Origin of the sequence: uncultured Vibrio sp. (assembly GCF_947488985.1) — a bacterium.
GTDB lineage: Bacteria > Pseudomonadota > Gammaproteobacteria > Enterobacterales > Vibrionaceae > Vibrio.
This window is the reverse complement of the sequence record NZ_CANLBV010000016.1, coordinates 52,203-65,875: the sequence shown is the minus strand read 5'-3', so window position 1 is coordinate 65,875 and position 13,673 is coordinate 52,203. Positions and strand designations below refer to the sequence as shown.

General features: G+C 44.8%; 11 protein-coding genes. 5 read left to right on the top strand and 6 right to left on the bottom strand.

What is annotated here, in order from left to right; translation table 11 throughout:
- Positions 1-186 precede the first annotated feature (186 nt).
- On the bottom strand, positions 187-2,817 hold the full coding sequence (gene topA / locus Q1A70_RS05900; RefSeq protein ID WP_299687938.1) for a type I DNA topoisomerase: 2,631 nt from the start codon (positions 2,815-2,817) through the stop codon (positions 187-189).
- A gap of 438 nt (positions 2,818-3,255) precedes the next feature.
- Here topA and Q1A70_RS05895 point away from each other — a divergent pair, with 438 nt between their 5' ends.
- On the top strand, positions 3,256-3,501 hold the full coding sequence (locus tag Q1A70_RS05895) for a YciN family protein (RefSeq protein WP_004736440.1): 246 nt from the start codon (positions 3,256-3,258) through the stop codon (positions 3,499-3,501).
- A gap of 62 nt (positions 3,502-3,563) precedes the next feature.
- On the opposite strand, the gene aroA is transcribed toward Q1A70_RS05895, so the two are convergent.
- Both aroA and Q1A70_RS05885 read right to left on the bottom strand, forming a co-directional pair.
- Positions 3,564-4,844 (bottom strand): 3-phosphoshikimate 1-carboxyvinyltransferase, encoded by a 1,281-nt coding sequence (aroA, locus tag Q1A70_RS05890; protein ID WP_299687930.1) that lies wholly within the window; start codon positions 4,842-4,844, stop codon positions 3,564-3,566.
- A 163-nt stretch (positions 4,845-5,007) separates the two neighbouring features.
- Positions 5,008-5,463, bottom strand: coding sequence for a glycine zipper 2TM domain-containing protein (locus Q1A70_RS05885; protein ID WP_299687927.1), 456 nt, complete (start codon positions 5,461-5,463; stop codon positions 5,008-5,010).
- Positions 5,464-5,513: 50 nt separating this feature from the next.
- Here Q1A70_RS05885 and aat point away from each other — a divergent pair, with 50 nt between their 5' ends.
- The 3 genes from aat to infA all read left to right on the top strand — a co-directional run bounded on the left by aat (position 5,514) and on the right by infA (position 7,222).
- Positions 5,514-6,224 (top strand): leucyl/phenylalanyl-tRNA--protein transferase, encoded by a 711-nt coding sequence (gene aat, locus Q1A70_RS05880; protein WP_299687924.1) that lies wholly within the window; start codon positions 5,514-5,516, stop codon positions 6,222-6,224.
- Entirely contained in the window at positions 6,224-6,922 is a 699-nt protein-coding gene (locus Q1A70_RS05875; protein ID WP_299687921.1) for an arginyltransferase, read from the top strand. The genes aat and Q1A70_RS05875 overlap by 1 nt, the downstream gene beginning before the upstream one ends.
- 81 nt (positions 6,923-7,003) lie before the next feature.
- On the top strand, positions 7,004-7,222 hold the full coding sequence (gene infA, locus Q1A70_RS05870) for a translation initiation factor IF-1 (protein WP_001040192.1): 219 nt from the start codon (positions 7,004-7,006) through the stop codon (positions 7,220-7,222).
- Positions 7,223-7,416: 194 nt separating this feature from the next.
- On the opposite strand, the gene clpA is transcribed toward infA, so the two are convergent.
- Both clpA and clpS read right to left on the bottom strand, forming a co-directional pair.
- Positions 7,417-9,690, bottom strand: coding sequence for an ATP-dependent Clp protease ATP-binding subunit ClpA (gene clpA, locus Q1A70_RS05865; protein WP_299687916.1), 2,274 nt, complete (start codon positions 9,688-9,690; stop codon positions 7,417-7,419).
- A 39-nt stretch (positions 9,691-9,729) separates the two neighbouring features.
- Positions 9,730-10,050, bottom strand: a complete 321-nt coding sequence (clpS, locus tag Q1A70_RS05860; RefSeq protein WP_004737430.1) for an ATP-dependent Clp protease adapter ClpS — start codon at positions 10,048-10,050, stop codon at positions 9,730-9,732.
- Positions 10,051-10,609: 559 nt separating this feature from the next.
- Here clpS and cspD point away from each other — a divergent pair.
- Entirely contained in the window at positions 10,610-10,831 is a 222-nt protein-coding gene (gene cspD / locus Q1A70_RS05855) for a cold shock domain-containing protein CspD (RefSeq protein ID WP_299687912.1), read from the top strand.
- Positions 10,832-11,443: 612 nt separating this feature from the next.
- Here the strand turns inward: cspD and Q1A70_RS05850 are convergent.
- A complete protein-coding gene (locus Q1A70_RS05850; protein ID WP_299687909.1) occupies positions 11,444-13,669 on the bottom strand; it encodes an NADP-dependent isocitrate dehydrogenase in 2,226 nt (741 codons plus the stop codon).
- Between the last annotated feature and the right edge of the window lie 4 nt (positions 13,670-13,673).

Below are 13,673 nucleotides of genomic sequence, written 5' to 3'. Positions count from 1 at the left end.
CGTCACCACCAAGTTTTGTCATTTGCTTCCTTCAGATTTCACCTCACGGTGAACACCCTTGCATAGACTAACGGTTCACGCTCGACTGAGCCCGTAGAGGACTTTCACCTCCTAGATCAACGCCATGCTCGGCGCACGATCAAAAAAAAGCAGCCGAATGGCTGCTTTTTAATCAATAATATTCAATTACTTTTCTTTGGGCTTCTTACGCTTATCCGTAACTTCCCATTTTCCATCGATGTACAACGCAGTCCAACCCGATGGTTTACCATCTACTTCAGTACGAACATAATTCTCTTTTGTCTTACGACTAAAACGAACTACGGTCGGTTTACCATCAGGATCGGCAACCGGCGCTGATGCTAGGTACTGGAACTTAGGTGAAATACGATCTTTAAAGCGAACCAGTTCTTCCACTAGAGGTGCACGCGTTTCGCGTGATTTAGGGAAGTTGCTCGCAGCCATAAATAGACCAGAAGCACCATCACGAAGAACAAAGTACGCGTCTGAATTTTCACACGGAAGTTCAGGGAAATGTACCGGATCTTCTTTCGGTGGCGCAACTTCGCCATTTTTCAGAATCTTACGAGTGTTCTTACAATCTTCACTCGTACAGTCCATGTATTTACCAAAACGACCGTTCTTCAGAACCATGTCAGAACCACATTTGTCACACTCAACAAATGGACCATCGTAACCTTTCACTTTAAATTCGCCGTGCTCAACCACATAACCTTCACAGTTCGGGTTGTTACCACATACGTGCATCTTACGCTTATCATCGATTAGATAAGCATCCATTGCCGTTTCACAAATAGGACAACGTTTTTTAGCTCGAAGTGCTGCTGTTTCAACATCTTCTTCAAGCACGTTGATAATACCTTCTTCATCACCAAGGTTGATTGTTGTCTTACAACGCTCTTTTGGTGGAAGTGCATAACCAGAACAACCAAGGAATACGCCTGTTGAAGCCGTACGAATACCCATTTTGCGGCTACAAGTCGGACACTCAATATCGGTTTCAACGATATGATTTGGTTTCATACCACCAGCGTCTTCGTCGAGATCCGCTTTCTCCAAATCACCAGTAAAGTCTTCAAAGAAGTTATCCAGCACGCCTTTCCAGCTAGCTTCGCCTTCAGCAATTTGGTCTAACTTCTGCTCCATACGAGCGGTAAAGTCATAGTTCATTAGGTCATTGAAACTGCCATCTAGACGGTCAGTCACAATTTCACCCATTTTTTCAGCATAGAAACGACGCTGTTCAACTTTCACATAACCACGATCTTGAATCGTCGAGATGATGGATGCGTATGTAGATGGGCGACCAATACCACGCTTCTCAAGCTCTTTAACTAACGCGGCTTCAGTGAATCGTGCCGGCGGCTTAGTGAAGTGCTGCTTAGGGTCAAGCGCGATGAGTTCGAGCTTATCGCCAATCTGCACAGCTGGCAGAATCGTATCTTCGTTCTTACCCATTGGACGTTGCACGCGTGTCCAACCGTCAAATTTCAGAATACGACCTTTCGCTTTTAACGTGTATTCATCGGCTTTAACGCTGACGGTTGTTGAATCGTATTGCGCGGGTGTCATTTGACAAGCAACGAATTGATTCCAAATCAGTGAATACAACTTATGTGCGTCTGCGTCGACACCATTTAGGTCTTCCGACTTAACATCAACGCTTGAAGGACGAATCGCTTCGTGAGCTTCTTGAGCGCCCTCTTTGCTGCCGTATGTTAATGCTTTTGACGGAAGATATTGCGCGCCGTACTCAGAGCCGATGTATTCACGAGCGGCTTCTACAGCTTCTGAGCTCAAGTTGGTTGAGTCAGTACGCATATAAGTGATGTAACCCGCTTCATACAAGCGCTGAGCCAACATCATGGTTTTCTTTACGCCGTAGCCAAGGCGAGTACTCGCCGCTTGTTGCAGCGTCGACGTAATGTACGGTGCAGACGGTTTACTCTTGGTTGGGCGGTCTTCACGCTTACAAACTTCGTAGCTCGACTTTTCTAAAACACTCAGTGCAGCTTGAGTTTGCACCTCATTTTGAGGTTTAAATGCAACCCCATCTTTCTGCGCTACTTGCAGTCTGAAATCGGTTTTTTCGGCTGTTTTTGTATCAGCATGCACATCCCAGAACTCTTCAGGGATAAAGGCGTTGATCTCACGTTCACGTTCAACAAGCAGCTTTACCGCGACCGACTGAACACGACCAGCAGATAGGCCTCGTGCAACTTTTTTCCAAAGCAAAGGTGATACCATAAAGCCAACCACACGATCCATAAAACGTCGTGCTTGTTGCGCGTTTACGCCATCGATATTTAACTCACCTGGAGTTTCGAAAGCTTGCTGAATAGCATTTTTGGTGATTTCGTTAAACACCACTCGCTTGTATCGCGTTTCATCGCCACCGATGATCTCACGAAGGTGCCATGCGATAGCTTCTCCTTCGCGGTCCAAATCGGTTGCGAGATAAACATGGTCTGCGTTCTCTGCCAGTTTTTGCAATTCAGCAACAACTTTTTCTTTACCCGGTAGAATTTGGTAGTTCGCTTCCCACTCTTTATACGGGTTGATACCCATCTTTTTGATAAGAGCTTTACGATCTTTTTCTTTCTTGATACGAGCCTTCTCTTCAGGGCTCATACCCTTGGTTGAAATTGCTGCAGCCTTTTTCCCGGTGCTCTGACCTGCCGTTGGTAAATCACGTACGTGACCTACACTCGACTTAACGACAAAGTCTTTACCAAGATATTTATTGATAGTTTTTGCCTTGGCTGGCGACTCCACTATAACGAGCGATTTACCCATATTGACTCTAACGTCCTTAATCACGATGCTTCAGCACCAACAATTTAGCTTGTGGGCTTTTACGCATGATATTCTAAATTCATTGATTCTTTTTTTACTATTGTGCGAGATTACTAGAAGATCAACCGCTTTTTTCAAAATTGGATCTGATCGCTCGACAATTCGTCTACTCAAAGATAAAGGCTCGCAACATAAAGAGGCGATAAAGTACTCATAAAGAATACTTGTAAGAGCCTGTTCATCAGGCATTGCGTCTAAACTTGCTCATACTAAGCTTGTCCACGAATATAACGCGAGTTTCACTTAATGATTCTTGCCATAAATCACAAAATAAATGGTGGAGATTCGAAAAGACTCTCTGAATCGGTTGTAAAATCATTGAATTTCTAGTTCGACAGCATAAACTCAGCGTAATATTCAGTTATCAGAGATAAACTCATGACAAAGAAAGTAATAGCAGAATTCGATTTACTGCTTATCGCAAACCAAATTATCCAATCACATGATGACTACATTGAAGGCATGCGCGCAAACAGTGTAGTAGAGAAAGATGATGTACTCATATTCAAAGGTGAATACTTCTTAGACAGCAACGGCATGCCGACTGAAAATACAACGGCTGTATTTAACATGTTTAAATACTTAGCGCACCATCTTTCGAAAGAATTTACGCTTCAGCAATAATTAAAAAGCTTGCCATTTAGGCAAGCTTTTTTACTTTCTGATCTTTTATATACTTAGCATTCTTACTGACTCAGCATTTTCAGCTTATCGAAGTAGTCAGGAAATGTCTTGGACGTACAACCAGGATCATTGATCGTCACAGGCGTATCACTCAAAGCTACCAGTGAAAAACACATCGCCATGCGGTGGTCATCGTAAGTATCAATCGCCGCATGTGTCAGTTCCGGTACTGGGTTGACGATAATGTAGTCTTCACCCTCTTCAACCACAGCGCCGACTTTACGTAATTCTGTTGCCATTGCAGCTAAACGGTCTGTCTCTTTTACACGCCAGTTGTAGACATTACGGATTGCCGTTGTTCCTTTCGCAAACAGAGCCGTTGTTGCGATAGTCATCGCCGCATCTGGAATATGATTATAGTCCATATCAATACCTTTCAACTCACCACAGCGAGAGATAACGTAGTCATCGCCCCACTCGATTTCTGCACCCATTTGTTCAAGTGCATCAGCAAATTGAATATCACCTTGGATACTGTTTTTACCAATACCAGTGACTTTGATTTCACCGCCTCTAATAGCGGCCGCCGCAAGAAAATAAGACGCCGATGATGCATCGCCCTCAACAAGGAAATCACCAGGTGCTGAGTAAGATTGCCCAGTTGGAATCACAAACTCTTGGTAATCGTTATTGATCACCTCCACACCAAATTGTTTCATGATGTGTAGCGTAATATCAATGTAAGGCTTAGAAACCAGTTCACCCTCAATTTTAATGGTCACCTCACCTTCAGCTAAAGGCGCAGCCATTAAAAATGCCGTCAAGAACTGGCTAGAGATCGAGCCATCGATAGACACTGTGCCACTCTTAAGGCCCGTGCCCGTAATTTTGAGTGGTGGGTAGTTGTCATTTTCTAGATATTCAACCTTAGCACCAGCCTCTCGTAGCGCTGTGACTAGGTGCCCGATAGGACGTTCCTTCATACGAGGCTCACCCGTAAGAACGTATTCACCACGACCTAAACACAGTGCGGCAGCAAGCGGACGCATCGCCGTGCCTGCGTTACCTAAGAAAAGCTCTAGGGCTTTGTCAGTTGAAAATGCACCGCCTATGCCTGTCACTTCACAAACCGTTTTATCAGCCGATAACTGATAATTGACACCTAACTGAGTCAAAGCATTCAGCATATGGCGAATGTCATCACTGTCCAGCAAGTTGGTTAGGCGTGTCGTTCCGGTTGATAGTGCAGCTAAAAGAAGCGCACGGTTAGAAACACTTTTTGAGCCAGGTAAGTTAACTTCCCCACTCACTTTTTTAATTGGTTGTAACGTCAGGCTTTCCATTAAATCTTATAGTCCTTTTACCACCCGAACTCACAGGCACGTATTTATTTTCGGATGATGAATAATTCTTCGTACTTGCAGACTAACGAACTTTTCCAACGAACTCCAGAGCTAATCCCTACAATAAAGGCGATTAATTAGCCAATCAATTCGTACTTACACACTAGTACGCCACATCCACTCTTACGCCATCCGAAAAATAGAGAATTCGTACCTCATCACCACGATTGAACAGCATAGAACTGTCGATATCTTGAATGATATTGACCAACTTATCGTCTTTGGTTTTGACCAATAGTTCGACGAGTTTGTATTCAATTTTATACTGCGTATTTGCACGACTTCGAGCCACACTAGCGCCCGCAACCGCGCCAACAGCCGTCGCCACTTCCTGACCTGTGCCATCACCAAATTGGTGACCAATCAGGCCACCAATCGCAGCGCCTAATAAGGTTTCCCAACCATTCGCTTTCGACTCAACGATCTCTTGCTGGGTAATGTATCTAACCGTATCAATTTCTCCATAAACGACCTCATTAACAGGTCGGGCTTGATTGCGGTTATAAGCGGCATTTGCCAACATGGGCAAAACAAGTAAAATCCAAAGTAATTTCTTCATGGTTAAACTCCTAAAGACCTGTTGGTCAATCAATCGGCAACACGATACTTATGACTATATATCTAACTGAACTTGATACAACAAGTATAGAGTTCCCTTCGCCCTTCAACGCGCTTGATGACCCCAACGGTCTGCTTGCCTTTGGTGGTGACTTGTCGCCTATGCGAATTTTGAACGCTTATAGCCAAGGGATATTTCCATGGTACGGCCCCGGAGAGCCTATACTGTGGTGGAGCCCGACACCGCGCGCTGTATTTGTTCCCGATACATTTGAACCATCAAAAAGCCTTAGAAAGTATCAAAGAAAACATAATTATCGAGTCAGTATCAATCAAGCGACAGACAAAGTCATTGGTTACTGTGCATCGCTGAGGCCAGAAGAAGAAACTTGGCTAAACCGTGATATGCAGTCCGCCTACCTCGAGCTCGCAGCTTTAGGCCTTTGTCACTCCGTCGAGGTTTGGCACAACGATGAGTTGGTCGGCGGGCTTTACGGCTTGCAAAGAGGACAAGTATTTTGCGGTGAATCGATGTTTAGCCTCAAGACCAATGCCTCTAAAATCGCCTTATGGTATTTTTGTCGACACTTCACCCAATTTGGCGGCAAGCTCATCGACTGCCAAGTCATGAACCCTCATTTGGCGTCCTTGGGTGCGATTGAAATCGAGCGAGATGAGTTCTTAAGCTCGCTGAAGTCACTAAAAGAAAACTCTGTTAACGATGCTTGCTATCAATCTCAATGGCTAAAGGAAACGCCTTAATGAATCCAGATTTGCAACAAATCAGAATTGGATTAACCGACAATCACGCTTGCAGCTATTTGCCACATCGCCAGGAAAGGGTGGCCGTCACGCTTGATAAACACATGCAGACATCGGATAACTATGAAGTTTTGCTTGCGAATGGTTTTCGTCGCAGTGGCGCAACCATCTATAAGCCGCATTGCGAGAATTGCTCGGCTTGCCAAGCGATTCGCCTATCCATTCCAGAGATTAAACTCTCCAAAAGCCAAAGGCGCGTGCTCAACAAAGCCAAGTCCTTTCATTGGCAACTAAAAGACACAATGGACGACAATTGGTTTGAATTATATAGCCGCTACATCACGGTGCGTCATCGTTCGGGAACCATGTACCCTCCAAAAAAAGAAGAGTTTTTGCAATTTTCGACCAACCATTGGCTCACCACAAAATTCATGCACATCTACGATGGGAACCGTTTAGTGGCTATCGCGGTCACTGATATCATGCCTCACAGCACAAGTGCATTTTACACCTTCTTCGACCCCGATATCGACATATCAATGGGGACGCTTGGCGTACTATTTCAGCTCCAACATGCACAAAAAGAACACAAGCAGTGGCTATATTTAGGCTATCAAATCGATGAATGCCCAGCAATGAACTATAAAGTACGATTTCAACGTCATCAAAGGCTAGTAAATCAGCGGTGGCAAGGGTAGAATACGCGACAACTTTACATGTTTTGATTTTAACGGCACAATCAAGCCGTTGAAAACCGCCAAATTTCGAAAGAGGATTAGATGGCTAAAGAAGACGTAATCGAGATGCAAGGCACTGTCCTTGATACTCTACCAAACACAATGTTCCGTGTTGAGCTTGAAAACGGCCACGTAGTAACAGCACACATCTCTGGCAAAATGCGTAAGAACTACATCCGCATTCTTACTGGTGATAAAGTAACTGTTGAGATGACTCCATACGACCTTTCTAAAGGCCGCATCGTCTTCCGTGCTCGTTAATTTTTAATTATCGAATACGATAAGAAACGGAGCTTGATGCTCCGTTTTTTATCGCCTGAACTTTTTACAATACAAGCAACATCAATCTCGTATCTCGCATCTCGCATCTCGCATCTCGCATCTCGCAAGCGTAAAAAAACGCATGACAAATGCCACACGTTTTCTAGTCTTTACTTCACTCGCCTATCACTTCGTTAGTGCATAACTTCTTCTTTTGCACCAACATAAATGAAATCCAGTTCGTCTTTGTTCAGGGACACCTTAACCGTACCACCATCGACTAAACTGCCGAACAACAACTCATTAGCAAGAGGCTTCTTAAGCTTCTCTTGAATCACACGTCCCATAGGACGAGCCCCCATGGTCTTGTCATAGCCCTTCTCAGCCAACCAGTGGCGAGCATCCTCAGAAACCTCTAAAGACACACCACGCGCGTCCAGTTGAACCTGAAGCTCAACAATAAACTTGTCGACAACTTGGCTAATCACACTTGGGTCTAGGCTGTTGAACCAAATAATATTATCGAGACGATTACGGAACTCTGGCGTAAACACCTTCTTAATTTCACCCAGAGCATCTGGCGCATGATCTTGCTGGATCAGGCCGATCGATTTCTTCTCGGTTTCAGCAACACCAGCGTTGGTCGTCATCACTAGAATTACATTGCGAAAATCCGCTTTGCGACCATTGTTGTCAGTGAGCGTACCGTTATCCATCACCTGTAGCAACAAGTTAAAAATATCGGGGTGAGCTTTTTCAATTTCATCAAGTAACACAACCGAATGTGGGTTCTTGATCACCGCATCCGTTAGCAGACCACCTTGATCATAGCCAACATAACCAGGAGGAGCACCGATCAAGCGGCTCACAGAGTGTCGCTCACCGTACTCAGACATATCAAAGCGCAGCAGCTCAATACCCATCAACTTAGACAGTTGGACAGTCACCTCCGTTTTACCCACACCTGTAGGACCAGCAAACAAGAATGAACCGACTGGTTTATTATCGGCACCCAGTCCAGCTCGAGTGAGCTTAATCGCTTCACTCAATACATCGATGGCAGGGTCCTGTCCGAATACCAACATTTTCATGCGGTCATCCAGCTTCTGCAGCGTATCTTTGTCTGAAGATGATACTGACTTCTCTGGAATGCGAGCCATTTTCGCCACCATTGACTCGATATCAGCCACACTGACCGTTTTCTTACGACGACTTGCTGGCGCTAAACGGCTGCGAGCGCCTGCTTCATCGATCACGTCAATCGCCTTATCAGGAAGGTGACGTTCGTTGATGTATTTCGCTGACAATTCCACAGCGGCACGCAACGCTTTGTTGGTGTAACGTACTTCGTGGTGAGCTTCGTATTTTGGCTTTAAGCCAATCAGGATCTTGGTGGTGTCATCTAGCGACGGTTCAACAATATCGATTTTCTGGAAGCGACGAGCCAAAGCCCGCTCCTTCTCAAAGATACTGCTGTATTCTTGGTATGTTGTTGAACCGATGCAGCGTAGCTTCCCGCTGCTTAATAGCGGCTTAATGAGGTTTGCCGCATCAACCTGGCCACCCGATGCTGCACCCGCACCAATTATGGTGTGGATCTCATCAATGAACAGGATTGCATCTTCTTCTTTCTCTAATTGCTTAAGAATCGCTTTAAAGCGCTTCTCAAAGTCACCACGATACTTAGTTCCCGCCAACAGCGAACCAATGTCTAAAGAATAAATCACGCTGCTTTGAATGATTTCAGGCACTTGCCCTTCGACAATACGCCATGCAAGCCCTTCGGCTATGGCCGTTTTACCAACACCGGCCTCACCGACTAATAAAGGGTTGTTCTTACGACGACGACACAGAACTTGGATCGTTCGCTCCAACTCTTTGTCTCGACCAATAAGAGGATCGATATTGCCCTGCTTTGCCACTTCATTAAGGTTAGTGGCGAAGTTTTCTAGACGATCTTCAGAATTGGCTTCTTCGGCACTTTCTGCACCACCAAATGAATCTGAGGGTGACGCGTTGTCACCTTCATTGCTCGCTTTGGTAATGCCATGTGAGATGAAGTTAACGATATCCAAGCGGCTAATGTCGTTTTTCTTAAGAAGATACGCCGCGTGAGACTCTTGCTCACTGAAAATAGCCACAAGCACATTCGCGCCCGTGACTTCACTTCGGCCTGAAGATTGAACATGAAAAACAGCACGTTGAAGTACTCGTTGAAAGCTCAGCGTAGGCTGTGTCTCACGAGTTTCGTCGCTTTCTGGGATTAACGGGGTGGTTTGATCAATAAAAATATCGAGCTCGTTTCGAAGCGCATCAAGATCTGCCTGACATGCTTGTAGCGCTTCCTTCGCCGCATCATTTTCTAATAATGCAAGTAGGAGGTGTTCGACAGTCATAAATTCATGTCGCTTGTCTCGCGCACGAGCAAATGCGCCATTTAAACTCGACTCTAATTCTTTGTTTAGCATAAGTACCTCCTGGGGGAACAACATCGTTGCTCGAGCAATTTATACTTGCTCCATTGTACATAGTAGCGGATGCTCATTTTCCTTTGAGTACATCGTGACCTGCGCTACCTTTGTTTCGGCTATTTCAGCACTGTATGTGCCGCAAATCGCTTTGCCTTCATAATGAACCTTGAGCATCACTTCCGTTGCTTTTTCGATATCTAGTGAGAAGAATCGCTCTAGGATCTCGATTACAAAGTCCATAGGCGTGTAATCATCGTTATTCAGTACGACGTTATACATTGCCGGTGGCTTTACTTTTGTTGCTTCTTTCTCCAGTAAATCTGAGCCTGGAGATGCCCATTCAAAGTTTCTGCTCATATCGCTTTGCTAAAGGTTATTTTTCGGAAGGCGTTAATGACTCAAATTTACCACATTCACGCTTTACGGTGTACTAAGAAACGGCACCGAGAAACAGTACCAAAAAATATTCCTCTCCACTGAGCCTAATCCACCATTTCCATCGCTGCAAATAAAAGATCTCGATTAATAGGATCAACATATGTGGTTGATTAAAAAGACGCCACAAGCATTGATACCAGTTATATACACACGGCAAGGTTTAATCACAGTTAATAAGTTGTAATTAGTCTCAAATGTGATTTGTTATTAAATTTGGTTACTTTCGTAGCAACTTGCTATTGACTGAGCTCAATCATTAGCTACATTGGAGCTAAAAGGCTTTTTGATTACAAATTAGCAACACATTTAAAAGTTTGAACAATTGGGAGAATTACACGGGGTAAGGTGAATTTCCATAATTAAGGTACTAGATTTAAGCAACCAGCCGAAATTCTTTCGTTGGTCGAAATAGTATCAATTGCACTTACGACAATTGATATTAAAACGTCAGTAACAAAATGCATGAGGGATGTATAGCATGGCTACAGGAACAGTAAAATGGTTTAACAATGCCAAAGGGTTTGGCTTTATTTGTCCAGAAGGTGAAGAAGGTGATATTTTCGCTCACTACTCCACAATACAGATGGAAGGTTATCGAACCTTAAAGGCTGGTCAACAAGTCGATTATGAAGTAGAAAGTGGACCTAAAGGCTCGCATGCGAGCTACGTTGTTCCTGTAGAAGGCAGCGCCGCAAAATAGGCGATTGCCGTCGATACCCAATTCCATTGTTGACCTCCATCAGCCCTAATTAACGGCAGATAGGCAGACAAAGGCTAAAACCGTTCATTTGACTTCTGTAATAGAGAAGCATATGAGCGGTTTTTTGATCTGTGAGCAATAAAGTGAATCACGGTACAGTGGTTCCAGTGATATTTATCTCTTTATGTTTGCTAGGTCTTAGGTGAAGATGACAAATGAACAAAAAAGACGCTTTAACATTATCGTTAAAGCGTCTCTCGTTTTGACTTTATCTATGACTTAGCCGTCAAACTAAGCAACTCATTAGTCAATCATTTACCTGGCTGACTAGGGAGTGTTGATCTTTCGAGCTGATTTTTGCAGCGAGTTGCTGGGTATTTATACAAGCCAGAGGCGTCGATGTGTAGCTAGCCTACATGAGAAGCCGATAACGTAGTAGAAATGCCCAGCAAACGCTGCCCGAAGGGTTCGGCTAAAAGCGTTTTACTCTTTGTTGAGGGAGATTTGCTTAGAGTGACTAGGCTACTTCCCCCTCGCCGCGATTAAAACGCTTTTATCTCGAACAAAATTTAACCACGAAAGATCAACACGCCCTAACAATCAGTCCAATCACTATGCATCAATAAATGCGTTCAGCGTTGAGCTTGGGCGCATTAGTGTTGAAACCAGTGCATCATCTAGTAGGTAGTAGCCTCCTAAATCACCAGCAACACCTTGCGCGTTATTTAGCTCAGCAACAATCGCTTCTTCACTTTCTGCTAATTGACTCGCAACACCCGCAAACTCAGCAGCCAGGTCAGCATCAACCGTTTGTGCGGCAAGAGCTTTAGCCCAGTAAGCGGCAAGGTAATAGTGGCTACCACGGTTATCAAGCTCACCAACACGACGCGAAGGTGATTTGTTGTTGTCTAGAAATTCACCGGTTGCTTTATCAAGGGCATCAGCAAGAACCTGGGCTTTCGCGTTGCCAGTGACCGTACTTAGGTGCTCAAGAGATGCAGCTAACGCCAAGAACTCACCCAGAGAATCCCAGCGCAGGTGGTTTTCTTTCTCTACTTGTTGAACGTGCTTAGGAGCAGAGCCACCAGCGCCCGTTTCAAATAGACCACCACCATTCATTAGCGGAACAATCGATAGCATTTTTGCTGATGTTCCAAGCTCAAGAATTGGGAACAAATCCGTTAGGTAATCACGTAATACGTTGCCTGTAACCGAAATGGTATCTAGACCTTGTTTGATACGAACCAGTGAGTATTGAGTCGCTTCTAGCGGAGCAAGGATCTTAATCTCAAGACCATCAGTATCGTATTCAGGAAGGTACGCTTCAACTTTCTTAATAAGCTCGGCATCGTGTGCGCGAGACGCATCTAACCAAAATACAGCTGGAACGCCAGAAGCTCGAGCACGCGTTACTGCTAGCTTAACCCAGTCCTGGATCGGCGCGTCTTTCACCTGACACATGCGGAAGATATCACCTTCCTCGACGTCTTGCTCGAGAAGCACTGCGCCTGAAGCGTCAACCACTTGTACCTGACCTGCAGCTTCAAGGATGAAAGTTTTATCGTGAGAACCGTATTCTTCTGCTTTTTGAGCCATCAAACCAACGTTTGGTACACTGCCCATTGTCGTCGGGTCGAACGCGCCATTGTCTTTACAGAAATCAATCACCGCTTGGTAGATACTTGCGTAGCTACGATCTGGGATCATCGCTTTGGTATCTTTTTGCTTACCTTCTGGATCCCACATTTGACCTGAAGAGCGCAGCATTGCTGGCATAGATGCATCAACAATGATGTCGCTTGGTACGTGCAGGTTGGTAATACCGCGATCCGAATCAACCATCGCTAGTGGTGGCTGAGTTTCGTATACTGCTTGTATATCAGCTTCAATCGCGTCTTTTTGCTCTTGAGGAAGCAATGCAATCTTGGCATAGACATCACCAATGCCGTTGTTTACATCAACACCTAGCTCGTTGAACAGTTGCCCGTACTTAGCAAATACGTCTTTGTAATAAACCTTAACAGCGTGACCAAAGATCACTGGATCAGAGACCTTCATCATCGTCGCTTTCATATGAAGTGAAAGCAGCACGCCTTGCTCTTTCGCCGATGCAATCTCTTTCTCGAAGAAGGCAACCAAAGCGGCTTTGTTCATCACCGATGCATCAATGACCTCTTTGTCTTGCAGTGCAAAAGCTGGCTTGAGTGTTTTCTTCGCACCATCTTTACCAACGAATTCGATGCTCACTTCGGTAGCACCTTCAATGGTTACTGACTTTTCACTGCCAAAGAAGTCTTTGTCATCCATGCTCGCCACATGCGACTTAGAGTCTGAAGACCAAGCGCCCATTGAGTGCGGGTTTTTCTTCGCGTAGTTCTTAACCGAAAGTGGTGCGCGACGATCCGAGTTACCTTCACGCAATACCGGGTTTACGGCACTGCCCTTGATCTTGTCGTAAGTTGCTTTTATTGCTTGCTCTTCATCAGTCTTTGCTTCTTCTGGGTAGTTAGGAAGAGCGTAACCTTTTGACTGCAACTCTTTGATCGTCGCTTGCAGCTGAGGCACAGATGCCGAGATATTTGGAAGCTTGATGATGTTCGCTTCTGGTGTCTTAGCCAATTCACCCAGTTCTGCTAATGCATCACCAATACGTTGCTCTTCGTTCAAGTAGTCAGGGAAGTTAGCAATAATACGCCCTGCTAGTGAAATATCGCGAGTCTCAACGTCAATACCTGAAGAAGCCGTAAAAGATTGAATGATAGGTAGCAGAGAATAAGTTGCTAATGCTGGGGCTTCGTCTGTAATGGTATAGATGATAGTTGGTTTTTCAGTAGGCATGAAA